This window comes from Paenarthrobacter sp. NyZ202 (genome assembly GCF_049860755.1).
GTDB lineage: Bacteria > Actinomycetota > Actinomycetes > Actinomycetales > Micrococcaceae > Arthrobacter.
In genome coordinates, this window is record NZ_CP187556.1 from 4,449,177 (window position 1) to 4,471,284 (window position 22,108).

The following is a 22,108-nucleotide window of genomic DNA, read 5'->3' on the forward strand; positions in this document are numbered from 1 at the left end:
ACCATGCGCATCATCGTGGGCGCCGACGAAGCCGGCGTTGAGTACAAAGACCGGATCCTCGCCGACCTTCAGGCCGACTCCCGGATCACCGAGGTGATCGACATCGGAGTGAACCGTGCCGATGAGGATTTCACCAAGCCCTACCCGTACGTTGGCATCGCGGCCGGTGAAATGATCCGCGACGGCAAGGCCGACCGGGCCATCCTGTTCTGCGGCACCGGCATTGGCGTAGCCATTGCTGCCAACAAGGTTCCCGGTATCCGTGCCACCGCGGCGCACGACTCCTTCTCCGTTGAACGCTCCATCCTGTCCAACGATTGCCAGGTGCTCACCATGGGCCAGCGCGTGGTGGGCGTGGAACTCGCCCGGCGGTTGGCCAAGGAATGGGTCGGCTACGCCTTCGACCCCTCGTCCGGCTCCGCGGCGAAAGTGAAGGTGCTGAGCGACTTCGAGGGCTGCTGACTTTTCGGCTCAAGGCCAGGGCTCCGCGATCTGCGCGGAGTCCTGGCCTTCTGTTCCTGGGAAACCTTGAGAGTGCATCCCCGCGGGCGTATTCTGCACGGAAACAGCGGGATTGGACATGGTCAGGAGCCCACCATGAACCTCTTAAGCCAGCTTCTTGCCGGGCTCACCGCCCTGACGTTGCTCAGCGTCGGTACGCTTGAGATCTTCTTCCACGGGGATCAACGCTTCCACCGGTTTTTCCTCATCAAACCGCCGGACGTGGCGGCCGTCCGGATGTGGGCCATGAATGTGGGCGCCTACAACATCGTCTACGGGATTGGCATCGCTGTTGGATTATGGATGGTCAACTTCGGCAATGCTGACGGAGGCGTGGCGATCGTCTTGTTCTGCTGCGCAAGCCACGTGTTCCTGGGCTTCTGGCTGTGGGTCACGGAACGGCGCCTCCTGACAAGCGCCATCGGCCAAGCCCTGATACCCGGCCTGGTCGTGCTGTTTTACCTGCTGCTTCACTGAGTACACTGGCCTCCATGTCCTGCCGCATCAGCGAACTGGTCCTTAACTGTGCAGACCCTGAACTGCTTGCCAGGTTCTGGAGCGACGTCCTTGGCTACGTTGAACTGGACCGCGAGGATGGAGCGATTGAAATCGGGCCACCAGACGTGGGTTTTGGCGGGCTGCAGCCCACCATCATCCTGAGCCCAAGCACCAACCCCCGCAGGGGTCGTCTTCCATTGCATATTGACGTCAACCCTGTTGACCGGGACCAGGAAGCGGAGCTGAAACGCCTTCTGTCCCTTGGAGCCCGACCCGCCGACGTCGGACAAACCGGCGACGAAAACTGGCACGTTTTACAGGACCCCGAGGGCAATGAGTTCTGCCTACTGCGGAGGCAGTTGAAGTAGCACCACCGCCGCAAGCCCTACGGTTTAGAACCCGCCGCCGCCGGAGTCGCCGGCCATGTTGGCGAACCTCGAGTAGTGGCCTTGGAAGGCGACCACGATGTCCTTGGTGGGGCCGTTACGGTGTTTGGCCACCAGGATGTCGGCCTCGCCGGCACGGGGTGATTCTTTGTCGTACACGTCCTCGCGGTGAAGCAGGATGACCATGTCGGCGTCCTGTTCGATCGAGCCGGATTCACGGAGGTCGGACACCATGGGCCGCTTGTCCTGGCGTTGTTCCGAGCCACGGTTCAGCTGGGAAAGCGCGATGACCGGGACCTGGAGTTCCTTGGCAAGCAGCTTAAGGGCACGCGAGAACTCGGAGACTTCCTGCTGGCGGGACTCCACTTTCTTACCGGAGCTCATGAGCTGGAGGTAGTCGAGGATCACGAGCTTGAGATCATGCTGTTGCTTCAAACGGCGGCACTTAGCCCGGATCTCCATGAGGGACATATTGGGGCTGTCGTCGATGAAGAGTGGGGCATCATTCATGCGTCCCATGGTGGTGGCGATCTTGGACCACTGCTCGTCCTTGATGGTGCCCTTGCGGAGGTCCTGGAGGCTGATGGTGGCTTCTGCCGAGAGAAGACGCATGGCGATCTCGTTCCGGCCCATTTCCAAGGAGAACATGACCGTAGCCAGATTGTGCTTGATGGCCGCCGAACGGGCGAAGTCCAAGGCGAACGTGGACTTACCCACAGCCGGACGCGCGGCGATAACGATCATCTGGCCAGGGTGCAGGCCGTGGGTGAGCTCATCCAGCTCGTAGAAGCCGGTGGGGACGCCCACCATGCCCTCGCCACGGTGGCCGGAGGCCTCGATCTCGTCCACGGTGGACTCCATGACGTCCTTCAAAGCCACGTAGTCTTCTGCCGTGCGTTTCTCGGCTACCGCATAAACCTCCGCCTGCGCCTGGTTGACGAGGTCCTCGACCTCACCGTCCTGGCCGTAGCCCATCTGCACGATCTTGGTTCCGGCATTCACCAGGCGCCGCAGGACAGCCCGTTCGGCCACGATTTCGGCGTAGTATCCCGCGTTGGCAGCGGTGGGAACGGTCTGGATCAGCTCGTGCAGGTAGGCGGGTCCGCCAATGCGGTTGATCTCTCCGCGCTTTGTCAGCTCGTCCGAGACCGTCACGGCGTCGGCAGGTTCGCCGCGGCCATAGAGGTCGATGACGGCCTCGTAGATGGTCTCGTGGGCAGGACGGTAAAAGTCGTGGCCCCGCACAATCTCCACGACGTCCGCGATAGCGTCCTTGGAGAGCATCATGCCGCCGAGCACAGATTGTTCGGCAGCAATGTCCTGGGGAGGTTTCCTGCTTGAGTCGGAAGCGCGGGTGCCCTCGATCGAGTCCAAGTGCGTAACTGACAAAGCCGTCCTCCAAATATGTACCGCTGCAGAGAGTCTTGCTCAGCGGTGCGTCAAGCGCAGTTGAACCTGGACGGATTGTCCGAGCCTACGGACCAGCCGAGTGCTCCAGTTGTATCTCCGGGGTCTGACAATTCAGGGACTTCCCCATTTTCCACAACTTATCCACAGGATCTTTCCGCGGCCGCACAAGTGCGTGCCTAAAGTCGGATCTCCACGGACGGATTCCTCCTGAAACAGGTACCCGAGCCACGTTAGCGGTGGTCCGCCCTGTCGCAAAGCCGACTCCCACGCACACTTGTGGATAACCTGTGGAATAGGTGTTCACGGATGTGCACAGCCTGTGCGTTACCTTGTGGATAGAGAATTTCTTTTCCACGTAACCATGCCCTGACCTGCGGAAACGCTCCCCACAAGCTGTGGGTTAAAGAAATTTACAGTGGAAAACCATCCACAGCCTCGAGTCGACCCGGCATCAATCCAAGTGCTTCTTGGGGGATAAGCATGCCGAAATTGTGATGCATCTTACAAATGGCGCCCGGATTTGACAGCGTTCTATCACCACCCTATGCCAACCCGGGAATGTGCTGTGGATAACCGACATTTGGCATAAGCTCTAAGCATGGGGACGAACCTTGGCGACGTGCTGACGATTGCTCTTCCGCTCATCATCGTCGTCGGACTTCTGTGGGCTCTTTCTGCGGCCTTGAAACCCCGCGACACGGGGATCTCCGACGCCGAACGGTACCAACGCGAACTGGCAGCGCGCTCCGCCGCTCATCAGGCGTCCCAGGTTCAGGCCGCCCTGGCCTCCCGTGCCAGGATCGAGGAGACCACCCAGCGCAACCGCTCCGGTCAGCAGCGGACTGCGCCCGTAAACCAGCCGGGCGGCGGTGGGCACTCCGTCCCTGCACAGCAGCCACCGGCAGTCCTTCCCAATGGACAGCTCAATCCGCAGCTCGCCTTCGAGCTGCAGAACCTGGTGCGAAGCGGCCACAAGATTCAAGCCATCAAGGTCCTCAGACAGGCCACCCGGACAGACCTAGCCACCGCCAAGAACTACATAGATCGGCTCTGAAACGCCATGGATTCGCTCCTCATCCCGCTCGTGATCCTTTTAGCGGTCATCGCGGGCGTACTGCTCCTTATCCGCTCCTTCACCAAACGGCAGGCCGTCACCAGGGCCGATGCCGCCGCAGCCAAGGCACCGAAGGATCCCGTGCAGCTGGCCAAGGATTCGGCCGCCAAGCTCAACGAGGAGCAGCACCGGAGGCTCTATTCGCTGATCGCCCAGGGGCAGGGCATGGCAGCCATCAAACTGTACCTGCAAGCGACCGGCGAGGGACTCCGCGCTTCAAGGGACGCCGTGGGAGCACTCGCCGCCCACCCGCAGCCGTTTACCCCGGAGACACCGCCCAAGGACCTGTTGGCTGACGACGACGACGAACCCGAGCGCTTTCCCTACCGCTACCGCGCCATCGTCAGCAAAGGCGACGTGACGCGTGAAGTAAGCAGCAACATGCTCAACGACGAAATCTACGGACGCATCCGCACCTTGGCCAAGAGCGGCGACGTGGAGGGCGCGGCACGTGCCCTCACGCGCCATTCCGACATCACCATCAAACAGGCGCGCGAGTTCATCGAACTCCTGGACGACTAGAAGTCGAACAGGTCGCCCAGGAAGCCTTCCTTCTTCTTGCGCTTCCGGCCGTACTGATCGCGGTTATAGCCGTCGCGGCGGTCGTAGTCATTCCGGTCGTAGTCCCGGCGTTCACGGTCGTCGTAGCGCGGACGCGATTCGAACGGGTTGTACAAAGGCGGCGGGGCTATGGGCGGCTGCTGGGCAGCAGCGGGCCGCGGGGGCATCTGGCCGGTCTCGGAATTGACCCGATCAATGATCTTGTCCAGCTCCCCCCGGTCCAACCACACGCCCCTGCACTGCGGGCAGTAGTCAATCTCCACTCCGCTGCGTTCGCTCATCACCAGGTCGACAGAATCCACAGGACACTTCATGCCTGCCACAACGACTGGCCGCGGTGAAAAGTTCGCCCTACCGGCCCGCTGAAATTCCAGCGAGGAGCTGCTCGAACGGCAGCGACTCAAGCGCCTGCGGCTTACGGCCCGGCTGCGGTCCCTTCAGCATCTGCACCAGCTCGCCGGCGGCCCTGTCAACGCGCGCGGACAGCGGGGACCCGCCGTCGTCGTTTCCCCAGTCCTGGGGCCCGGCAAAGACTGCGGTTGGCGCAATCCGGGTGCGCAGGTAGCTGAACAGCGGCCGCATGGCGTAATCCAGCACCATCTGGTGGCGGTCGGTGCCGCCGGTAGCGCCCAGAAGGACGGCCTTGCCGTCCAGAGACTTGGGATCCAGGACATCGATGAACGACTTGAACAGTCCGCTGTAGGAGGCGCTGAAGACGGGGCTGACGGCGATGATTCCATCGGAGTCCTCGACGCCGGCAATCACCTCAGCGAGGCGCGGTGCGGCGTACCCGGTGACGAAGTTGTTGGCGATGTCCACGGCGAGGTCGCGGAGTTCAACGACGTCGATCCTCGCCTCGACGCCTGCCTCGCGCAATTGCCGCCCTGCCGAAGCAGCCAGCTGGTCTGCGAGCAGGCGGCTGGACGACGGTACGCCGAGCCCGGCGGAAAGGACGGTGATGCGGCGGGTTTCCATGGCATTCTCCTGTTGCTTGTTCATCTCCAGCATACATGCATATGCATCTACATGACTGAACAGGTCAGGCGATGGATCTATTCCCGGCGCCGCGGGGCCTAGATGGCGGGCCTGCTTTCTCCGGCGCCGCCAAGGGCCAAGAGATCCAGGCGCCTTAGCGTTTCGCGGTTACGGACGGCAATAACAGGGTCCCGCAGCACCTTTGGCACGAATTTTCCGGGCCCGCGGACCGCATCCTCCGAGATGGAGACCCGGCAGTTACCAGCCCCGAGGTCCTCGAGCGTGATCAGTATTTTGGCTTCCCCCATGGGCCAGCCGCGTGCCTGCAGCTCCAAAGAGCGGCCCGGATCAACGGCAGTGACGCTGGTGCTGTCGTCGATCAGGAACGGCCAGGAGCCCACGGAGTGGTGCAGGCGGGAGCCAACCTCAGGCCAATGGTCGTCCACCGCGCGGATCCGCGAGGCGCCCACCACCCAGCCCGAATAGAGCCAACCATTGGCAATGACTTTCCAGACAGCTGCTGGCGGGGACTGGAACAGCTGGGTCACGGTGGACATGTGGCTTCCTTCCTGCGTGACAAAACCGGGCGTATTGTCCTTAAGCTAAGCATGCTTATTATTTGATCGCCATAGGGACTGCTCCTAGACTGAGCCCATGGCGTCCCTTCACCGGCGTCGCGCCGCGGTTTGTCTGGTTCTGATGTCTGCTACAGCGTTGGCCGGGTGTGGAACGGCGGTTCCCGAGCCCGCCGGAAGCACACCCGCAGCCGCCGTCAGCGTGGCACTGAACCAGTCAAGGGACCAGTACGGAACGCAGGCCATCCTGCTCGAACTCACCAACAGCACAACGGAAGAGCTCAGCGTCACCGGGGCCCGCGTAGAGTCCCCCTTGTTCCAGGGAAGCATCAGCTGGACGTCGGCAAACACTCCCCTGGCACTGCCACCCGGACAGCCCAAAGCGCTCCCCGCCGTCCTGCCTGGGCCGGCATGCGGCGACGTGGACACTGCGACCCCTGTGGCGACGGTTCACTACAGCGTCAACGGACAGGACCGGGAGGTTGCCGCAGACGCGCACGACCCCTTCGGAATCCTTGCACGCACTTCAGGCGAATTATGCCTGGCAGCTGAAGCGGCAGGCGTCGCCGCCTTGTCCTTGGATCCGGGACTGGAGCCTGCAGCGGATGGCCGTACCGCCGTCGTGCGCTTGCTGGTCACCCCCACAGGGCTGGAAGGTTCGCAGAAGAGCCTGACCATCGAGTCAATCGACGGAACGACGCTTCTGGCCGAGGCCGTGGAAGGCGCGTGGCCCAGGAACGTGACCATCGAGGCCGGCGGCGATGCCACGGAACTGCGGCTGCCGATGCGGGCTGCGCGTTGCGATCCGCATGCGGTAGCGGAAGACAAAGTGGGAACGCTGCTGCCGGTCCGGATAGCCGTGGGCGAACGCCGGGGCATTCTCAAAGTGGCTGCCCCCACCGGACTTCGCGGCTCGTTGTACGACTTCGTCGCTAAGGCGTGCAGCGGCTGAGGTCAGCCGATGGTGGGCAAAGCTGCCGGAGCGCTCTCAACCCGGACCTTGATGCCTGCCTCGACATTCTTGACCTCGCCGTCCATCTGGTACGGCAAGGGCTTGAGGGTGGTGAACTCGTAACTGCTGACGCTCGGCTGGTCACCCAGGCCCTGGGTGGTTGCGCGCAGGGCGTTCAGCGCCACCCGCCACTTGGGCATGTGCGGGAAGAAAATTACCTCGAACTTGCCATCCCTGGGCGTGTCCTCCGCCTCGCTGAGTGTGGCGTACTTGGCCATCTCCGGGATGTTGGCGAAGACCAGGCTGTCCACCTTCTGGCGTTTTCCGTTGTCCAGCCGGATCTCGAACGGCTCGAACTCGGAGAAGGTCTTGATGACGGAAACCATCTCCTTCAGGGCGCCCTTGCTGCCCTTTTCCAGCTCGGTCGCCACCACGGGAGTGAGTCCGAACCCGATGTACGAGTGTGCGTACTCCAGCGGCTCGTTTTCCTGCTGGCCGGTGTGGATGCGCAGCAGGTCGATATTCCGCACGTGGCCTTCCACAATGGCTTCTTCCAGCGGCTTGGTGCCCACAGTCCGGCGGTGGTCGTTGGCGTTTCCCGCTGCCATGACCGCAGCCACGGCCTTGTGGTTCTGCGCCTGCATGACGCCGTTCACCACCTCGTTGTAGCCGCCATCGCCACTCACGGACACCACCAGGACGTCGCCGCCCGCCGATGCCGCTTCACGGGCCAGGTCCACTGCGTGGCCGGCGTGCTGGGTCGGCTTGAGGACGAGTTCGGGCGAATACGGCAGCATCTCCGTCAACTTCCCCTGCAGTTGCTCTGCGAGTTCCGGTGCGTCTCCCGTGCTGTTGGGGTTGAAGATGATGACGATCGACTCAAATGTCCGTGCGGAAACCATGCGTTGTCCTCCTGTGTGCGCCCATACCTTCAGTACCCTTGGCGGCGCGCGTCAATCAACCCCGGCGGTCCTTCTCCGCTGCCAATTGTGCAGCCACCCTGCCAATCATGCCGTATGGGATGGGTTTGGCCAGCACGAACTTCAACGTGCCCTTTCCTGCCAGGTAGGGTTCAAGCTCCGATGCGAGCTCCTTGTCCGCGTGCGGAACGGGGTAGACGGAGATGTGATGCTTCCACGCCGCGAAATACACCACGTACCGGCCGCCCAACGTGACGGTGGGAATGTCGTAGCTGATCATCTCGCCGGCGTCGGGCACCGCATCATGGATGGTCCTCCGGATTTCATGCAGGACCGCTTGCACGTCGTCAGGCTGCAACGCGATGTAGGCATCAACGGCCGGGGAGTATTCGCTCATGGGGATCCCTTTTGGTGCGGCATGCTTGAGCTTAACAACAGCAACGGGTGCCGACAACGCAGGTCCCGCGCACCCGGGACTGCGTTCCCTGCCCTACAACACCACGGTTCCCTGGATGCAGGTGGTGGATTCACCACCAATCCAGATGTCGTCGCCTTCGGCCCTCACGTGGATACGGCCTGCCCGGCCCAGAACGGTTCCCTGGGCAGCCACGTACTCTGTCGGCGCACGTCCGCTTCCGATCAGCCACTGCGCCGCCCCGGCGTTGAAACTGCCCGTGACTGGGTCTTCGATCATGGCATCGCCCGGGAAGAACGTCCGGACTTCAAAGTCGACGCCGGCACCCTCCTTATGGGGGCCGATCACCCCGACGTTCAACTCACCGAGCGCAGCGAGGTCGGGCTCGATGGCCAGCACGTCGTCGGCCGAGCCCAAGAGCACCCCGATCCAGCGGGGACCGTTGACCAGCCACGACGCATCCAGGAGTGCACCGTCGGCCAGCTGCAGCCCGGCCATCAACTGTGCCCGCACTTCCTCCCCGACCGGACCGAAGCGGGTCAGGGGCGGCGCCGCAAAAGCCAACCGCCCGGCGTCGTGCTTGACCCTGACCAGACCCGCACCGCACTCCTGGACCAGGAGGCCGTCCGTCTTGGGAACTCCCCCGGCCTCCAGCCAGGTGTGGGCCGAGCCGAGGGTGGGATGGCCGGCGAAAGGGAACTCCTCGCTGCCCGTGAAGATACGCACCCTGTAATCCGCGTCCGGGTGCGTAGCAGGCAGCAGGAACGTTGTCTCGGACAGGTTGGTCCAGTTGGCAAAGCCCTGCATGGCCTGGCTGCTCAGGCCCTCGGCGTCGACGACGACCGCAAGCGGGTTGCCCTTGTACGGCTCGCCGGAGAAGACATCGACTTGATGGAAGGGGCGGCTGCGCATGCTGTTGGAAGTCACCGGGGCAGGCTATCACCGCTGCTGGCCGACACTCCCCGGACCTGCCAGACTACGGTCATGGCAGAGAACAAGACCCAGCCCACTGACGTGCCAGTGGAAGAATTCCTGACCGCCGTGGAACACCCCGTACGGCGGGCCGATGGGTTCGAGCTGCTGGAGATGATGCGTGAAATCACCGGCCAGGAGCCCTACATGTATGGGGAGTCGATCGTCGGTTTCGGCAGTTATCACTACAAATACGACACCGGACGCGAAGGAGACGCACCGGCCGTAGGGTTCTCGCCCCGGAAGGGCAACCTGGTGCTTTACGGACTGACCGAGGGACCCGCTGCGGACAAGTTGCTTCCGGACCTTGGAAAGCACAAGACCAGCGTTGCCTGCCTCTACGTCAACAAGCTGGGTGACGTAGACCGGGACGTCCTCGCGGAACTGATCCGATTCGGCTACCACCATGTGATGACGGAGATCCATCGGCCATAAATTACCCCGCCGAGATGGCATTTGATGACAATCCCGAGCGTCAACACTGCGATTAACTGCCATCTCGGCGCACGCAAGCCGCGGACGAAAGAACCCCCGCCACCGGAATCCGGTAACGGGGGTCCTTCAGGTGCAGTCGGCGACTACTTGCTGGCAACGACCTCGAGGTCGATGACAGCGGAAACGTCCTCGTGCAGGCGGACGTTGGCCTGGTACGAACCCACGGACTTGATGTGGTTCGGCAGTTCAACGTTGCGCTTGTCGATGGAGCCGAGACCGGCAGCTTCAACAGCAGCAGCAACATCAGCCGGCTTGACCGTGCCGAAGAGACGACCGGACTCGCCGGCCTTCACCTCGAGCTTGACCTTCTTGGAGGACAGAGCCTGGGCCTGTGCCTGTGCAGCTTCAACAGAAGCGTGGGCGCGGGCAGCGCGGGCAGCCTTGATGGACTCAACCTGCTTCTCGCCACCGCGGGTCCAGGTCAGAGCGAAGCCGCGGGGCAGGAGGTAGTTACGTGCGTAACCGTTCTTGACCTCGACAACGTCGCCAGCAGCACCGAGACCGGTTACTTCGTGGGTCAGAATGAGCTTTGCCATGTTAGTTAATCCCTTCCCTTAGCCGCGGCCAGCGCCGGAGTAAGGCAGCAGAGCAACTTCGCGGGCGTTCTTGATTGCCTGGGCGATCTTGCGCTGTTCCTGAACGGTAACGCCAGTGACGCGACGAGCGCGGATCTTACCGCGGTCGGAGATGAACTTGCGCAGCAGTGCTACGTCCTTGTAGTCGATGACAGTGATGTCAGCGGCCTTCAAGGGGTTGGACTTTGGTTTGGGCTTACGGAGTTCAGCCTTAGCCATCGTGGAGCTCCTTTTCTATGGAGCCCGTGGATAGAGATCCACGGGATGGTGGTGTTTAGGTGTTTAGAAGGGAGGTTCGGAATCGGGGCCGTTGCCCCAGCCGCCTGCATTGCTGACACCGGGCGTAGCCCAGGGGTCATCCTGCTGTGCGGACTGGTTGCCGCCCCAGCCTCCACCGGAGTTGCCGCCGCCCTGGTGTGCACCAGCTGCAGCGCCTCCTCCAAAGCCACCGGCGTTGCCGCCGCCGAAGCCACCCTGGCCACCGTTTCCGGCGCCGAACCCGCCGCCGGAGCGCTGGGTGCGGTTGACTTTGGCATTTGCGTAACGCAGGCTCGGGCCGATTTCGTCGACCTCAAGCTCGATGACGGTGCGCTTTTCGCCTTCCTTGGTTTCGTAGGAACGGCTCTTCAAACGGCCGGAGACAATGACGCGCATCCCCTTGGTGAGGGATTCGGCCACGTTCTCAGCGGCTTCGCGCCATACCGATGCGCGGAGGAACAGGGTTTCCCCGTCCTTCCACTCGTTCGACTGGCGGTCAAAGGTCCGGGGAGTAGAAGCGATGGTGAAGTTCGCTACTGCCGAGCCGGACGGCGTGAACCGCAGCTCCGGGTCATTGGTCAGGTTGCCAATGACGGTAATAGTGGTTTCGCCTGCCATCTACTGCCTCCTTGTTCGTTCCTACGGGGTAAAGAGCTTGAAGGGCTGATTACTCAGCAACAACCTTCTGGTCTTCGGGGCGGATGATCTTGGTGCGCATGATCGTCTCGTTAAGAGACAGCTGGCGGTCAAGTTCCTTGGCGGTAGCCGGCTCAGCGGTGAAGTTCACCACTGCGTAGATACCTTCAGACTTCTTCTTGATGTCGTATGCCAGACGGCGACGGCCCCAGATGTCAACCTTCTCGATGGTTCCACCATCGGTGGTGATGACATTCAGGAACTTCTGAAGCGACGGCTCTACGGTACGCTCTTCGACCTCGGGGTCGATGATTACCATCAATTCGTAAGGACGCATATGTGAACCCACCTCCTTTGGGCTAAGCGGTTACGGTCTTTCCGTAACAGGAGGTTCATTTGCGATGCTGTGCATCGCTCCCCCGCCGAAGTTTCGGAAGGAGGGCGCAGCACAGACTTCAATATCTTAGTGCATCCCCCGCACTCAAAGCTATTCGACCCATTGCCCCACCCAAAGCTCCGGAAGTGCTTATGTGGAAAACGGCTCCCCCAGGCAGTGAATACTGATGGGATGACCATCGCAAAGTCTGTTGTGCTCTTCATCCTGGCCGCAATTGCAGAGATCGGTGGCGCCTGGCTGATCTGGCAGGCAGTCCGCGAGGGCAAGGCGTGGTGGTGGGCCGGACTGGGCGTTGCAGCCCTGGGTATCTACGGATTCTTCGCAGCCTTCCAGCCGGACGCGCACTTTGGCCGCGTACTCGCCGCCTACGGCGGAGTGTTCATCGCAGGATCCCTCGCGTGGGGGATTCTGGTGGATGGCTTCCGCCCGGACCGGTGGGATGTCATGGGAGCAGTCATCTGCCTGGTGGGCGTCGCCGTCATCATGTTTGCTCCCCGCCCCGGGGCGTAGGGAGCCTCCCGGGAAGCGTGGGCTCCACCAACAACGAAACCCCTGGAAGACTTTGATCTTCCAGGGGTTTCCTGTGTGCGCGGAGGGGGACTTGAACCCCCACCCCCTTTCGAGGACTAGCACCTCAAGCTAGCGCGTCTGCCATTCCGCCACCCGCGCAGGGTGATTCGGAGAAGCGGTTTCCTTTTTCTCCGTAACAGCGTCAAAGACACTAGCACGAGAATGCCCAAAGTGTTGATTTTGACTCCACCAGGGTGCGGTCAGCATCCCGTTAGGGTGGAAGCATGGATCCCTTGAGCTCGCTCGTCCTGACCATCCTCAGCGCGTCCGTCGTCCTGTATGCGCTGTATTTCGTTGTCCGGGCCGGGGTCCGCGACGGCATCATCCAGGCGGACCGGAAACGCGCCCAGGCCGGCCAGCAGCCCGCCACACGCGACCTCTGAGTTCCCGCCGCTGAGTCGGCGCGGCTGACCCGGGCGGCCCCATGAAGCGCAACGGGGCACCCGCCGTCGAACTCTGGCGGCAGCTGCCCCGCAGCCAAGGAACGCTTACGACGCCGGGCCGGAACCTACCTCTGCGGGCTTGCGTTCCGCTTCGGTCGCCTGGTGTGCGGCACCACCCTTGCGGTAGCGCCACACGCCGATGCCAACAACCACCACGGCCAGTGCGAGCGACAGGAACAGCGACTCGCGGGTGGACTCCAGGATGACCATTCCGATGATCAAGGCCACGATGCTGGCGATGGCAATCCATGTCAGGTACGGGAAGAACCACATCTTGAGGGAAAGATCCTTGGCGGCGGCACCCATGCGCTTGCGGAGGACCAGCTGTGACGCGGCAATGACCAGCCACACGAACAGGGCAATGGCACCGGAGGTGTTCACGAGGAACAGGAAGACAGTGTCCGGGGCGATGTAGTTGAGGCCCACGGTGACAAAGCCGACCACGGTTGAGGCAAGGACTGCCGCTGCAGGGACGCCGCGCTTGGAAATCCTGGTCCAGGACCTGGGAGCATCACCACGCCGGGACAGCGAGAACAGCATGCGGCTGGCCGTGTACAGGCCGGAGTTGAGGCAGGAGAGCACGGAGGTCAGGACAACGACGTCCATGATGGTTCCCGCACCGGGGATTCCGTAGAGCTCAATGACCGCGACGTACGGACTCTTGGCAACCGAGGCGCTGTTCCACGGCAGGAGGGTTACGACGATCGCGATGGAGCCGATGTAGAAGATCAGGATGCGCCACACAGTGGACTTCACGGCCTTCTTGACTGCGTCCACGGGGTTGGCTGACTCGCCGGCGGCGATGGTGGCGATTTCGGCGCCGAAGAACGAGAAGACCACCACAAGGATGCCGGCCAGGACCGCGCCCGGGCCGTTGGGCATGAAGCCGCCCTGGTCCAGGAGGTTGGCCACGCCGGGGGCGGATACGCCCGGGATCAGTCCGCAGATGGCCGCGATGCCCGCGAGCAGGAAGATCACGATCGCCGCTACCTTGATGGAGGCAAACCAGAACTCGAACTCGCCGTAGGACTTCACGGAACCCAGGTTGGTCAGGGTCAGCAGCACCATGAGGATCAGCGCCCACACCCACTGATCGACGCCGGGGACCCACCGGTGCATGATGGCCGCACCGGCTGTTGCTTCAATGCCAAGGACGATGATCCAGAACCACGCATACAACCAGCCGATACTGAACCCTGCCCAGCGGCCCAGGGCCTTGTCCGCGTAGGTGGAAAACGAACCGGTTTCCGGGTTGGCTGCGGCCATCTCGCCGAGCATGCGCATGACGAGGATGACGACGAGGCCGGCTGCCAGGTAGGCGAGAAGAATTCCCGGTCCGGCTTGCTGGATCGCGGCACCGGAGCCCACGAACAGGCCCGCACCGATCACGCCTGCGATGGCGATCATGGAGAGGTGTCGGGGCTTCAGCGACTTGGAAAGCTGTTGGTCAGCGTGCATGGATCGCGCCGTCCTTCGAGTCTGGCTGGAAACGGCCCTGGTGTGTGCACCGGGCCACATGGCTTTCCCACACTAGCTACCGCGATGGGGCTCCAAGCTGTGCGCCCGTACATTTTGACGCCCGCCAAAAAGGGAAGCTGCACAAAATGTATTGCTCAAGGCATCAACTGTTGCACCAAGATAAATTTTGAAATGCACCTGAAATGACTGCTTGAGAAGGACGCGGGTGCTTCCGGTCACACATGACGCCGGAAGAAAGAACCAACCACCACCGTCAGGTGGTAGGGATCCTCCACACCGCAAAGTTCACGAGCAGAGTGCATGGACAGCAGCGGCACACCCACGTCTACGGTGCGGATCCCCAGCCGTGTTGCAGTCAGCGGGCCGATCGTCGAACCGCACGGAATGTCATTGTTGGAGACAAACTCCTGGTAAGGCACCTGGGCCTCATGGCAGAGCTGCGCCCACAACGCCGCCCCCGGGGCATCGGTGGCGTATCGCTGGTTGGCATTGATCTTCAGGAGGGGACCACCGTTAAGCAGCGGCCGGTTGGCAGGATCATGCCGCTCCGCATAGTTCGGATGCACTGCATGCCCCGCGTCGGCGGAAACGCAGAACGACGCCGACAACGCCTGCCGCCGCTGGCTCACCGACGCTCCCAGCCCGTCTGCGATCCGGGTCAGGACGTCTTCGAGGAAAGGTCCGCAGGCACCGGAACGCGAGTTGGATCCGATTTCCTCGTGGTCGAAAGCAGCCAGGACAGCGATCGGACCATCGGCGGGAACCTCTTCGGCATGATCGATCAATGCCGTCAGCCCCGCGTGCGTGGACGACAGGTTATCCAACCGCCCGGATGCGAAGAACTCACTGTTGGCCCCGAAAACCGCAGGTGCCTGCGTGTCCGCAATAACGACGTCGTACCCGCCTATTTCCGCAGCATCCACGGAGGCGCCTTCCACGCGTGCGGCGAGCAGGCCCAACAGATCCTCACCCGCAGGGTCACCCAACCCGAAGACCGGATTCATGTGCTGCTGTTTGGACAGCGCAAGGCCGTCGTTCACCGCACGGTCCAGATGGATGGCCAGCTGCGGGAAACGCAGGAGCGGGCCGGTTGCCGTCAGATGCTCGGAGCCATCGCGCAGCACCAGCCGCCCGGCCAGTTGCAGCTCCCGGTCCAGCCACGAGTTGAGGAGCGGCCCACCGTAGACCTCGACGCCGGCCTGGAGCCACCCGAACCTGCCGGTGGTCGGCTTGGGCTTGAGTTTGAAAGACGGCGAGTCGGTGTGTGCGCCCAGGATGTTGAAACCCGTGGCGGCTGTGGCGTTCCCCGGAACAACCCAAGCAATCAGGGCACCATCCCGGATCACGTAGTACCTTCCCGGACCCCCCTCCCACTGCTGCCTCTCGTCCAAAGCCGTGAAGCCTGCTGCATCCAGCCTCCTCCCTGCCTCATGGACGGCGTGAAAGCTCGACGGCGAAGCCGACACAAAGCTTCCGAGGTCCTGGATGTGGTCACGGGCTGCGGACTGGTTCGAGGAGGACATGACCCCGAGTCTACGAGATGGGCCCGGAAGGCACCGGAACGGACCGCGGGGACTATACGGTGACGTTCAGTGCCGCCGTGTAGCCTCCGGTCACCGAACCGGACATGGTCGCCAACTGGTAGATGGCCCCGTCGTCGCGGAACACCATGTCGGTCTTCAGGGTTGTCCTGGGGAAGTTGCGGGCGCTTGCCTCATACCCGGCCGAGGCATAGACGTCTTTGCACGCCGCCTCAGTCAGCGCGATCTGCGATACGGCCAGCACCTGCCCGGCCGCAGTGGTGTTGCCCATCGATTCAAAGACCTCAAAGTGGATATGAGGCCAGCGCCCGGAGTAAGCACCGGGGAAGATCGTGGTGAAGGTGAGTTGGCCGTTCGCGTCCGCTTCCTGCACCCCGCGGAGGTAGTTCTCGTTCTCCACCCCGTCGTCGTACAGCGAGTACTTGCCGTCCCGGTCGCAATGCCACGCATACACGGCAGCGCCGGCCAAGGGAGCGCAACCGTTCGCGTTGTCCAGGAGTGTCAGCGTGACGGTGAGCGGAACACCCTCGGCTTTCCTCGTGGAGGTACCGAAGCTCGATGTGATGTCGCGGCGCACCACGCCTGAAGCTTCCAGCACATTTGGTCCGTTGGAACCGTCCCCTGGGTACGGCCCCAGGGTTTCCTCCGGGATCTCCACGCCGCATTCGGCAAAAGCACGGGTCACCGTCCCCGTTGGCGAAGGCGAGGCGGCCGGCGTCGTACCTTGCGTTGCCGTGGCGGCAGCGCTGGCAGTGGACGACGGCGTTGCGGAGCCGCCTCCGGTGCCCGGCGTGCAGGCGGCCAGGGCTGCTGAGGTGCCGGCGCCCAACAGGACACCGAGCGTGCGACGTCTGCTCAGGAGCGTCGAGAGGTCGAACTCGAGGCCTCGGTCATGATGTGGGTGGGGTTGGTTGGAGGAGGTCATGCATCCATGAAACGCGCCACAGCTATGGCTTGTACATGGCGGAACTGTGGCGGGGCTGTGCGTCAGTAATCCGGATTGCTGGGGACCACCAGGCCCGTTTCGTACGCATAAACCACAACCTGCACCCTGTCCCGCAACTGCAGCTTGCTGAGGATCCTGCGGACGTGCGTCTTCACCGTGGCCTCGGACAGGAAGAACTTATGGGCGATCTCCGCGTTGGACAGACCCTCGGCGATGGTGGTGAGGATTTCCGTTTCCCGCGGCGTGAGCTCGTCCAGCAGTGGATCCCTGTGGGTTGGCGCAGCATGCCCCGGGGCATGCCCGCCGCGTACGTAGGTTTCCAGCAGGCGCTGCGTCACGCGGGGAGCCACCACCGCATCCCCGCTGGCTACCAGCCGAACGGCATGAACCAGTTCGGTAGGGGCCACGTCCTTCAGCAGGAACGCCGAGGCTCCTGCCTGCAGACCTGAGAAGGCATATTCGTCAAGGTCGAAAGTGGTGAGGATGATGACCCTGGCTTCGGACCCGGAAGACGAGATGTGCCGCGTGGCCTCGATTCCGTCCATGCCGGACATCCGGACATCCATGAGCACCACGTCCGGCTGCAACTCAGCCACCAAACCGATCGCTTCGATTCCGTCGGAAGCCTCCCCCACCACCGAGAAGTCGTCTTCGCCTTCGAGGATGAGCCTGAAACCCATCCGCAGCAGTGGCTGGTCATCCACCAACAGGACTTTGATGATGCCGTCTTCTGTCACAGTTCCCCCTTGTCGCCGTTCAAGCGCAGCTGGGCATGGACAGCCCAGCCTCCCCTCTTGCTTGGACCGGCAGTAACGATTCCAGCATAGATTCCGGCACGTTCCCGCATCCCCGCGATGCCTTGGCCCGTACCCAGGCTGCCCACGGCTTCCGCGCCACCATCCCGGGTGCCGCGGCCGTCGTCGAGCACGTCAATGGTGACCAGATCGCCGTCGTTGGTCACCTGGACGTCCACCCGGCTGAGCGAACGGCCGTACCGCAGCACGTTGGTGAGCGATTCCTGCACGATCCTGTAGACCGTCAACTCCAGGGCGGGATCGGACGGCAGCGCCGGACCGGTGTGAGCATAGTGCAGCGGCAGCCCGGCAGTGCGGAAACCGTCCAGGAGCTTGGCCAGGTTGTGTCCCGATTCCAAGGGCGTCAATGGCGCCGGCCGCCCGGAATCGTCCCGCAGGACGCCCAGGACGCGGCGCATGTCGGCCAAGGCAGCCCTGCCGGTCCGGGACAGTTCACCCAGTACCTCACCGGCACGCGCGGGGTCCTTCTTGACCACCACCGCGGCTCCATCGGAGAGACTGACCATGACCGTTAGCGAATGCGCCACGACGTCGTGCATCTCGCGCGCAATCCGGTTCCGTTCGGTGACCTTCCCCAGCTGTGTTGTCCGTGCCGCCCACGCCGCGATCTCCGCTTCATGCTCGCGGCGCTGCCGGACCGATATGCCGATTCCGGTGGCCAGCAGGTTGGACAACATGATGGTCACGGACGTGGCAATGTTGTTGATCAGGTGGAAGTTCTCCGGCACATCCTGAAGGTTGTCCATCTCGCTGGGGCTGGTCCACATAAAGAGGTAGAGCAGGCTCAGCGGCAGGCTTGCGGCGACGAAGACCACCAGGGACACCGACCGCTTCCTGATGGAGGCCAGTGCGTAGAGGGCGAACCACAGGCCCGCGGACACGTTGGAGCCCCACGGGTTCAGGATGGTGGCTGACACTTCCAACAGCGCTACGGCGATCACTACCTGCAGCGGGAAACGCCGCCTGAAGGCCAGGACCGCCGCGATCATCAGCAGCAGCGCCACCACCAGCCATTTGCCCTCGGTGATGGAACCAATGATGGTGGGCAGGGCCAGGAGGACGTAGCACAGCACCACCACGGCATCCATGGCACGCGGCCGTTCAAAGAACCAGCGGCGGACCCGGCCCCTGCGGCGCTGGGCTATTTCCGCGAAAGACGCGTCGGCAGTGGGTGCCGGCGCGTCTTTCGCTGGTGGAACATCTGTCATGGTTCGAGCCTAGAGGGCTTATACGTCCCGCTTCTTCAGCAGGACCATGGCGATGGCGACCGGAACAATCACCCAGGCGCCCAGGACCAGGGCTGCCTGCCAGGCCTCCAGGGTGTCCGGGACATGTTCGACGGCGGTCAGTGGCGTCAGGGTGTTGGTGGGAAGGTACTTGCTGGCTTCCTTGAAGAAGTCCCCGGGGATCAGCTGGAAGGCGATGGGTGCCACGAAGAACAGGCCCACGAGGCTCATGATGCCGCCTGCAGAGTTACGCACGATGGTTCCCAAAGCCATGCCGATGGCGGCCACCGCTGCAACGTAAATGCTGTTGACCAGCAGGAGTTTGATCGACTGGGAACTGCCCAGATCCAGCTTGAGATCGTAGTTATCAACGATCGGCAAGGCGACCAGGCCCGCCACATACGTGGAAACCGCAGTCAACAGGAAGGCGCTGACCACCACCACGATGAGCTTTGCCAGGAACGGCGAAATCCGGTTGGGCACGGCCGCGAAGGTGGAGCGGGCCATGCCGGTGGTGAACTCCGAGCTCATCAACAGCACGCCCAGTGAGCCAAGGATCAGCTGCGCAAAGGAAATGCCCGAGGTGGGAATGCTGACGGCGAGGTCTCCGCCTTGGGCTGCCATGGCTGCTGCAGCCTCGGGATCGTTGGCCATTTCCTGGGAGAACTGGCCGGTTCCCCAGGCTGCCAGTGCAGCAAACCCCACCATGACCAGGGCAGTCGAGGCCAGCAGGATCAGCGTGGAAAGGAGAGTGCGGAACTTGATGAACTCCGAGTTCAGCACACGGTGGAAGGCCGGTCCCGGGCCAACCGAGTTGCGGATGGGGCGGTCCAAAGTTGCGGTGCTCATGTTTACTTCCTTCCAGCCTGGGCGGGAACCTGGGCCCCGGCGGTGATGTGCGAGTGGTATTCGACCTCATCCTTGGTCAATTCCATGTACGCCTCTTCGAGGCTTGCCTGGAGCGGTGTGAGCTCATAGACCATGACCTGGTTGTCCAACGCCGTGCGGGCAATGCCGCGCGGATCCAGCCCTGTCACTTCCAGCAGTTCGCGTTCGTGGACTTCCACTGACACGCCGGTACCGGCCAGAAGCTGCATGAGCTTCTCCGGCTGGTCCGTCCGCACCCGGGTCCTGACCTGGCCCTTGCCGGTGATGATGTCCGCAATAGGAGCATCGGCAATGATCTTGCCTCGGCCGATCACGATCAGGTGGTCCGCCGTCAGTGCCATCTCGCTCATCAAATGGCTGGACAGGAAAACCGTCCGCCCCTCCGAGGCGAGGTACTTGACCAGGTTCCGGACCCAGACCACACCTTCCGGATCAAGGCCGTTGACCGGCTCATCCAAGATGATGGTCTGTGGATCGCCCAGCAGCGCAGCGGCTATGCCCAGGCGCTGCCCCATGCCCAGCGAGAACCCCTTGACCTTCTTCCTGGCGACATCACCCAGTCCGGTCATTTCGATGACTTCGCGGACCCTGGCCTTGGGGATGCTGTGCGTAGCGGCCATGGCCAACAGGTGGTTGTGGGCGGTGCGGCTGGTATGGACTGCTTTTGCATCCAGCAGCGCGCCGATTTCGCGCAGCGGTGCCTTGTGCCGTGCGAACGGCTCGCCGTTGACGGTCACCGAACCTGAGGTTGGGGTGTCGAGCCCCATGATCATGCGCATGGTGGTGGACTTGCCGGCACCGTTCGGGCCCAGGAAGCCCGTCACACGTCCGGCCTGGACAGTGAAACTGACGCCGCCCACGGCGGTCTTCTCGCCGTAGACCTTGGTCAGGCCTTTTGCTTCGATCATGGAAGCGTTCCCTCCTCAGAGCACCTGCGTGCGGATGAGCGTTGACTGTACTTACAACGCTAGTCACGGAGGGTGCGTAATTCGCCTGTCTCAGGGATGATTCAGGGTCCGGTCAGGGTAGTCCTCACGGATGATCCGGGTCATCAGTCGACCTCGGGCAAGGCCGAGTACACGCGCAGTTCCCGGCTGCGGACGGAGAACACGGCTTTTCGCACACCCGGCTTCGGTTCACCGTCCACGGCAAGCACCAGCGGTTGCCCCACGGATTCCACGGTGATCTCGGTGGCCTCGGACAAGTGCGTGACCTTGGAAGCCGCAACCGTCCCGGTCACCACTGCCCACAGCAGCCGTGCACGGGCGAAGGGCTCATCGGCACTGATCATGCGCAGGTCGAACACGCCGTCGTCCAGTATTGGACGGCGCAGTGGCGCGTGGTCACTGGGGTAATAGCGGCCTCGGCCCAGGTAGAGGATCCAGAGCTTGTGCCTGCGGCCATCGACGGTGAGCGTGGTGGGGGAGTTGGCGCCGAATGTCCTCAGCGACGCCAGCAATCCGGCCAGCGGCTTGCCGAGGGCGGGCTGGAGCCGCTCCCGCCTGCGGACCAGATTGGGGTAAACGCCCACACTGGCTGTGTTCAGCATGGCCATTTCCGTGGTTTCGGGGAGTTCAGGCAACCCGCGCTCCACCACCACGTGTCCCAGGTCCACCAAAGCAGCTTCACCCCTGGTGAGTGCGGCGAGGGCGTCGTCCATCGAGTTGGTCCCGAGGTCGCGCGCGAAGTGGTTGAGCGTTCCGCCCGGCAGGACCAGCAGTGGCAATGAATGCCCGACGGCGGCAGCGGCCGCGGTGCCTACCGTTCCGTCACCGCCCCACACGCCCAAGGCTACGGTGCCAGGCTGCGTCGCGACCGCGTCGATCTCGGCTGCAACGTCGTCGCCCTCGGCAATCTCGTGAATATGCGCTTTGGGGAATATCTGCCGGAGGAGTTCGCCCGTTGCGGGGGTGTACGACCCGCCCAGGGTGTTGACGGCGATACTCAGCCCTTCGCCGTCGGCGATTGCCGGTACCTCCGCGGCAGTACGGCGGGGCTTCGGCTCAAGGGGTTTTGCCGGCCACCACTTCCTGGTCAGAAGAGCAGCGCCGGCCCCCAGCGCAGAACCGAACACTACATCCGACGGCCAGTGCGCACCCGTATGGACCCTCGAATACGCGACCCCGGCAGCGACCGGAGCCAGGCCGATCCCGAGCGCGGGCCACACCATTCCGGCACCCACGGCAAAGGCAACTGCTGACGCAGAGTGCCCGGACGGCATGGAGGAACTGACCGGCTGCGGGTGCACGAAGCGGAAGACCGGCAGGTGCTCGGGCTGAGGGCGGGTTCTGGGCAGGGCTGTCTTAAAGACCAGATTGGTGACGCCTGATGCGACGCCAAGGGCCAGCAGCCCATGGAGTGCTGCGCGGCGAGGGCGGCCAGGGAAGGAAGCGAGTACTCCGGCCACGCCGAACCACAACTTGCCCTTGGTGGCTGCTGCGGACAGTTGGCGGAAGAAATCGTCGTGGTCTCCCTGGGGCTGCCGTGACACCGCGCGCACGAGAAACTGGTCAAGTCGTGCCACATGGCGTGGGCCCTTGCCCAGGAAGCGTCGCATTCG

The 22,108-nt window shown here is 63.0% G+C and carries 28 protein-coding genes and 1 tRNA gene; 9 read left to right on the forward strand and 20 right to left on the reverse strand.

The annotated features are described in order from the left end of the window. The first annotated feature begins 3 nt into the window (after window positions 1–3). The 3 genes from ACPFL9_RS20675 (at window position 4) to ACPFL9_RS20685 (ending at window position 1,367) form a co-directional block, all read left to right on the forward strand. Entirely contained in the window at window positions 4–462 is a 459-nt protein-coding gene (locus ACPFL9_RS20675) for a ribose-5-phosphate isomerase (RefSeq protein ID WP_426004932.1), read from the forward strand. A 135-nt stretch (window positions 463–597) separates the two neighbouring features. Beyond that, window positions 598–978: a DUF1304 family protein gene (locus ACPFL9_RS20680; RefSeq protein ID WP_426004933.1), complete on the forward strand. Its 381-nt coding sequence runs from the start codon at window positions 598–600 to the stop codon at window positions 976–978. A 14-nt stretch (window positions 979–992) separates the two neighbouring features. Continuing rightward, window positions 993–1,367 (forward strand): VOC family protein, encoded by a 375-nt coding sequence (locus tag ACPFL9_RS20685; protein WP_426004934.1) that lies wholly within the window; start codon window positions 993–995, stop codon window positions 1,365–1,367. A gap of 24 nt (window positions 1,368–1,391) precedes the next feature. Here the strand turns inward: ACPFL9_RS20685 and dnaB are convergent, their stop codons facing one another. After that, window positions 1,392–2,774, reverse strand: a complete 1,383-nt coding sequence (dnaB, locus tag ACPFL9_RS20690; protein ID WP_426004935.1) for a replicative DNA helicase — start codon at window positions 2,772–2,774, stop codon at window positions 1,392–1,394. Between the two features lie 619 nt (window positions 2,775–3,393). On the opposite strand from dnaB, the gene ACPFL9_RS20695 reads away from it, so the two are divergent. Together ACPFL9_RS20695 and ACPFL9_RS20700 are read left to right on the forward strand one after the other, a co-directional pair. Further along, the gene (locus ACPFL9_RS20695) at window positions 3,394–3,849 is read left to right on the forward strand and encodes a hypothetical protein (protein WP_426004937.1); all 456 of its coding nucleotides are present in this window, start codon (window positions 3,394–3,396) and stop codon (window positions 3,847–3,849) included. Between the two features lie 6 nt (window positions 3,850–3,855). Beyond that, on the forward strand, window positions 3,856–4,431 hold the full coding sequence (locus ACPFL9_RS20700; RefSeq protein ID WP_426004939.1) for a hypothetical protein: 576 nt from the start codon (window positions 3,856–3,858) through the stop codon (window positions 4,429–4,431). Here the strand turns inward: ACPFL9_RS20700 and ACPFL9_RS20705 are convergent. From ACPFL9_RS20705 to ACPFL9_RS20715, 3 genes are all read right to left on the reverse strand, one after another. Continuing rightward, window positions 4,428–4,772, reverse strand: a complete 345-nt coding sequence (locus ACPFL9_RS20705; RefSeq protein ID WP_426004941.1) for a zf-TFIIB domain-containing protein — start codon at window positions 4,770–4,772, stop codon at window positions 4,428–4,430. The genes ACPFL9_RS20700 and ACPFL9_RS20705 overlap by 4 nt on opposite strands. A gap of 49 nt (window positions 4,773–4,821) precedes the next feature. Continuing rightward, window positions 4,822–5,445, reverse strand: coding sequence for an FMN reductase (locus ACPFL9_RS20710; protein WP_426007624.1), 624 nt, complete (start codon window positions 5,443–5,445; stop codon window positions 4,822–4,824). A gap of 98 nt (window positions 5,446–5,543) precedes the next feature. Then, entirely contained in the window at window positions 5,544–6,002 is a 459-nt protein-coding gene (locus ACPFL9_RS20715; protein ID WP_426004942.1) for an SRPBCC family protein, read from the reverse strand. Window positions 6,003–6,099: 97 nt separating this feature from the next. On the opposite strand from ACPFL9_RS20715, the gene ACPFL9_RS20720 reads away from it, so the two are divergent. Next, window positions 6,100–6,972, forward strand: a complete 873-nt coding sequence (locus ACPFL9_RS20720) for a hypothetical protein (RefSeq protein WP_426004943.1) — start codon at window positions 6,100–6,102, stop codon at window positions 6,970–6,972. 2 nt (window positions 6,973–6,974) lie between these two features. Here ACPFL9_RS20720 and ACPFL9_RS20725 read toward each other — a convergent pair whose 3' ends face one another. From ACPFL9_RS20725 to ACPFL9_RS20735, 3 genes are all read right to left on the reverse strand, one after another. Next, entirely contained in the window at window positions 6,975–7,874 is a 900-nt protein-coding gene (locus tag ACPFL9_RS20725) for a diacylglycerol/lipid kinase family protein (protein ID WP_426004944.1), read from the reverse strand. 55 nt (window positions 7,875–7,929) lie between these two features. After that, window positions 7,930–8,289: an iron chaperone gene (locus tag ACPFL9_RS20730; protein ID WP_426004945.1), complete on the reverse strand. Its 360-nt coding sequence runs from the start codon at window positions 8,287–8,289 to the stop codon at window positions 7,930–7,932. 93 nt (window positions 8,290–8,382) lie between these two features. Then, a complete protein-coding gene (locus tag ACPFL9_RS20735; RefSeq protein ID WP_426004946.1) occupies window positions 8,383–9,234 on the reverse strand; it encodes a PhzF family phenazine biosynthesis protein in 852 nt (283 codons plus the stop codon). 57 nt (window positions 9,235–9,291) lie between these two features. Here ACPFL9_RS20735 and ACPFL9_RS20740 point away from each other — a divergent pair, with 57 nt between their 5' ends. Then, window positions 9,292–9,714, forward strand: coding sequence for a DUF1801 domain-containing protein (locus ACPFL9_RS20740; protein WP_426004947.1), 423 nt, complete (start codon window positions 9,292–9,294; stop codon window positions 9,712–9,714). 143 nt (window positions 9,715–9,857) lie between these two features. Here ACPFL9_RS20740 and rplI read toward each other — a convergent pair whose 3' ends face one another. From rplI to rpsF, 4 genes are all read right to left on the reverse strand, one after another. After that, complete coding sequence (gene rplI / locus ACPFL9_RS20745; protein WP_426004949.1) at window positions 9,858–10,310, reverse strand: 50S ribosomal protein L9; 453 nt, start codon at window positions 10,308–10,310, stop codon at window positions 9,858–9,860. Window positions 10,311–10,328: 18 nt separating this feature from the next. Next, window positions 10,329–10,568 (reverse strand): 30S ribosomal protein S18, encoded by a 240-nt coding sequence (gene rpsR, locus ACPFL9_RS20750; RefSeq protein ID WP_003800144.1) that lies wholly within the window; start codon window positions 10,566–10,568, stop codon window positions 10,329–10,331. Window positions 10,569–10,631: 63 nt separating this feature from the next. After that, on the reverse strand, window positions 10,632–11,225 hold the full coding sequence (locus tag ACPFL9_RS20755; protein ID WP_426004950.1) for a single-stranded DNA-binding protein: 594 nt from the start codon (window positions 11,223–11,225) through the stop codon (window positions 10,632–10,634). Between the two features lie 49 nt (window positions 11,226–11,274). After that, entirely contained in the window at window positions 11,275–11,580 is a 306-nt protein-coding gene (gene rpsF, locus ACPFL9_RS20760) for a 30S ribosomal protein S6 (protein WP_021473324.1), read from the reverse strand. A 231-nt stretch (window positions 11,581–11,811) separates the two neighbouring features. Between rpsF and ACPFL9_RS20765 the strand changes: the two genes are divergently transcribed. After that, the gene (locus tag ACPFL9_RS20765; RefSeq protein WP_426004951.1) at window positions 11,812–12,150 is read left to right on the forward strand and encodes a YnfA family protein; all 339 of its coding nucleotides are present in this window, start codon (window positions 11,812–11,814) and stop codon (window positions 12,148–12,150) included. A gap of 76 nt (window positions 12,151–12,226) precedes the next feature. On the opposite strand, the gene ACPFL9_RS20770 is transcribed toward ACPFL9_RS20765, so the two are convergent. Next, window positions 12,227–12,309 (reverse strand) — tRNA-Leu (locus ACPFL9_RS20770). A 125-nt stretch (window positions 12,310–12,434) separates the two neighbouring features. On the opposite strand from ACPFL9_RS20770, the gene ACPFL9_RS20775 reads away from it, so the two are divergent. Beyond that, complete coding sequence (locus tag ACPFL9_RS20775; protein WP_426004952.1) at window positions 12,435–12,593, forward strand: hypothetical protein; 159 nt, start codon at window positions 12,435–12,437, stop codon at window positions 12,591–12,593. 105 nt (window positions 12,594–12,698) lie between these two features. Here ACPFL9_RS20775 and ACPFL9_RS20780 read toward each other — a convergent pair whose 3' ends face one another. The 8 genes from ACPFL9_RS20780 to ACPFL9_RS20815 all read right to left on the reverse strand — a co-directional run bounded on the left by ACPFL9_RS20780 (window position 12,699) and on the right by ACPFL9_RS20815 (window position 22,105). Continuing rightward, the gene (locus tag ACPFL9_RS20780; protein WP_426004953.1) at window positions 12,699–14,111 is read right to left on the reverse strand and encodes an amino acid permease; all 1,413 of its coding nucleotides are present in this window, start codon (window positions 14,109–14,111) and stop codon (window positions 12,699–12,701) included. 236 nt (window positions 14,112–14,347) lie between these two features. Further along, a complete protein-coding gene (locus ACPFL9_RS20785; protein ID WP_426004955.1) occupies window positions 14,348–15,655 on the reverse strand; it encodes a M18 family aminopeptidase in 1,308 nt (435 codons plus the stop codon). A 52-nt stretch (window positions 15,656–15,707) separates the two neighbouring features. Further along, window positions 15,708–16,598, reverse strand: coding sequence for an intradiol ring-cleavage dioxygenase (locus ACPFL9_RS20790; RefSeq protein WP_426004957.1), 891 nt, complete (start codon window positions 16,596–16,598; stop codon window positions 15,708–15,710). A 62-nt stretch (window positions 16,599–16,660) separates the two neighbouring features. Next, window positions 16,661–17,299: a response regulator gene (locus ACPFL9_RS20795; protein WP_426007626.1), complete on the reverse strand. Its 639-nt coding sequence runs from the start codon at window positions 17,297–17,299 to the stop codon at window positions 16,661–16,663. Between the two features lie 53 nt (window positions 17,300–17,352). Next, the gene (locus tag ACPFL9_RS20800; protein ID WP_426004959.1) at window positions 17,353–18,642 is read right to left on the reverse strand and encodes a sensor histidine kinase; all 1,290 of its coding nucleotides are present in this window, start codon (window positions 18,640–18,642) and stop codon (window positions 17,353–17,355) included. 18 nt (window positions 18,643–18,660) lie between these two features. Continuing rightward, a complete protein-coding gene (locus tag ACPFL9_RS20805) occupies window positions 18,661–19,509 on the reverse strand; it encodes an ABC transporter permease (protein ID WP_426004961.1) in 849 nt (282 codons plus the stop codon). A 2-nt stretch (window positions 19,510–19,511) separates the two neighbouring features. Further along, window positions 19,512–20,456 carry an ABC transporter ATP-binding protein gene (locus ACPFL9_RS20810; RefSeq protein WP_426004962.1) on the reverse strand — a complete coding sequence of 315 codons (945 nt, stop codon included), beginning with the start codon at window positions 20,454–20,456 and terminating at the stop codon, window positions 19,512–19,514. Window positions 20,457–20,599: 143 nt separating this feature from the next. Continuing rightward, the gene (locus ACPFL9_RS20815; protein ID WP_426004963.1) at window positions 20,600–22,105 is read right to left on the reverse strand and encodes a bifunctional phosphatase PAP2/diacylglycerol kinase family protein; all 1,506 of its coding nucleotides are present in this window, start codon (window positions 22,103–22,105) and stop codon (window positions 20,600–20,602) included. Between the last annotated feature and the right edge of the window lie 3 nt (window positions 22,106–22,108).

Excerpts from the sequence above, each read along its gene's own strand:
- ACPFL9_RS20810 (WP_426004962.1), bottom strand. The coding sequence starts at position 20,456 with ATGATCGAAGCAAAAGGCCTGACCAAGGTCTACGGCGAGAAGACCGCC.
- ACPFL9_RS20730 (WP_426004945.1), bottom strand. The coding sequence starts at position 8,289 with ATGAGCGAATACTCCCCGGCCGTTGATGCCTACATCGCGTTGCAGCCT.
- ACPFL9_RS20695 (WP_426004937.1), top strand. The coding sequence starts at position 3,394 with ATGGGGACGAACCTTGGCGACGTGCTGACGATTGCTCTTCCGCTCATC.
- ACPFL9_RS20795 (WP_426007626.1), bottom strand. The coding sequence starts at position 17,299 with ATGGGTTTCAGGCTCATCCTCGAAGGCGAAGACGACTTCTCGGTGGTG.
- ACPFL9_RS20755 (WP_426004950.1), bottom strand. The coding sequence starts at position 11,225 with ATGGCAGGCGAAACCACTATTACCGTCATTGGCAACCTGACCAATGAC.
- ACPFL9_RS20715 (WP_426004942.1), bottom strand. The coding sequence starts at position 6,002 with ATGTCCACCGTGACCCAGCTGTTCCAGTCCCCGCCAGCAGCTGTCTGG.
- ACPFL9_RS20710 (WP_426007624.1), bottom strand. The coding sequence starts at position 5,445 with ATGGAAACCCGCCGCATCACCGTCCTTTCCGCCGGGCTCGGCGTACCG.
- rplI (WP_426004949.1), bottom strand. The coding sequence starts at position 10,310 with ATGGCAAAGCTCATTCTGACCCACGAAGTAACCGGTCTCGGTGCTGCT.
- ACPFL9_RS20780 (WP_426004953.1), bottom strand. The coding sequence starts at position 14,111 with ATGCACGCTGACCAACAGCTTTCCAAGTCGCTGAAGCCCCGACACCTC.
- ACPFL9_RS20675 (WP_426004932.1), top strand. The coding sequence starts at position 4 with ATGCGCATCATCGTGGGCGCCGACGAAGCCGGCGTTGAGTACAAAGAC.
- ACPFL9_RS20685 (WP_426004934.1), top strand. The coding sequence starts at position 993 with ATGTCCTGCCGCATCAGCGAACTGGTCCTTAACTGTGCAGACCCTGAA.
- ACPFL9_RS20765 (WP_426004951.1), top strand. The coding sequence starts at position 11,812 with ATGACCATCGCAAAGTCTGTTGTGCTCTTCATCCTGGCCGCAATTGCA.
- ACPFL9_RS20785 (WP_426004955.1), bottom strand. The coding sequence starts at position 15,655 with ATGTCCTCCTCGAACCAGTCCGCAGCCCGTGACCACATCCAGGACCTC.
- ACPFL9_RS20700 (WP_426004939.1), top strand. The coding sequence starts at position 3,856 with ATGGATTCGCTCCTCATCCCGCTCGTGATCCTTTTAGCGGTCATCGCG.
- ACPFL9_RS20720 (WP_426004943.1), top strand. The coding sequence starts at position 6,100 with ATGGCGTCCCTTCACCGGCGTCGCGCCGCGGTTTGTCTGGTTCTGATG.
- ACPFL9_RS20790 (WP_426004957.1), bottom strand. The coding sequence starts at position 16,598 with ATGACCTCCTCCAACCAACCCCACCCACATCATGACCGAGGCCTCGAG.
- ACPFL9_RS20815 (WP_426004963.1), bottom strand. The coding sequence starts at position 22,105 with ATGCGACGCTTCCTGGGCAAGGGCCCACGCCATGTGGCACGACTTGAC.
- rpsF (WP_021473324.1), bottom strand. The coding sequence starts at position 11,580 with ATGCGTCCTTACGAATTGATGGTAATCATCGACCCCGAGGTCGAAGAG.
- ACPFL9_RS20775 (WP_426004952.1), top strand. The coding sequence starts at position 12,435 with ATGGATCCCTTGAGCTCGCTCGTCCTGACCATCCTCAGCGCGTCCGTC.
- ACPFL9_RS20680 (WP_426004933.1), top strand. The coding sequence starts at position 598 with ATGAACCTCTTAAGCCAGCTTCTTGCCGGGCTCACCGCCCTGACGTTG.
- ACPFL9_RS20740 (WP_426004947.1), top strand. The coding sequence starts at position 9,292 with ATGGCAGAGAACAAGACCCAGCCCACTGACGTGCCAGTGGAAGAATTC.
- rpsR (WP_003800144.1), bottom strand. The coding sequence starts at position 10,568 with ATGGCTAAGGCTGAACTCCGTAAGCCCAAACCAAAGTCCAACCCCTTG.
- ACPFL9_RS20800 (WP_426004959.1), bottom strand. The coding sequence starts at position 18,642 with ATGACAGATGTTCCACCAGCGAAAGACGCGCCGGCACCCACTGCCGAC.
- ACPFL9_RS20725 (WP_426004944.1), bottom strand. The coding sequence starts at position 7,874 with ATGGTTTCCGCACGGACATTTGAGTCGATCGTCATCATCTTCAACCCC.
- ACPFL9_RS20805 (WP_426004961.1), bottom strand. The coding sequence starts at position 19,509 with ATGAGCACCGCAACTTTGGACCGCCCCATCCGCAACTCGGTTGGCCCG.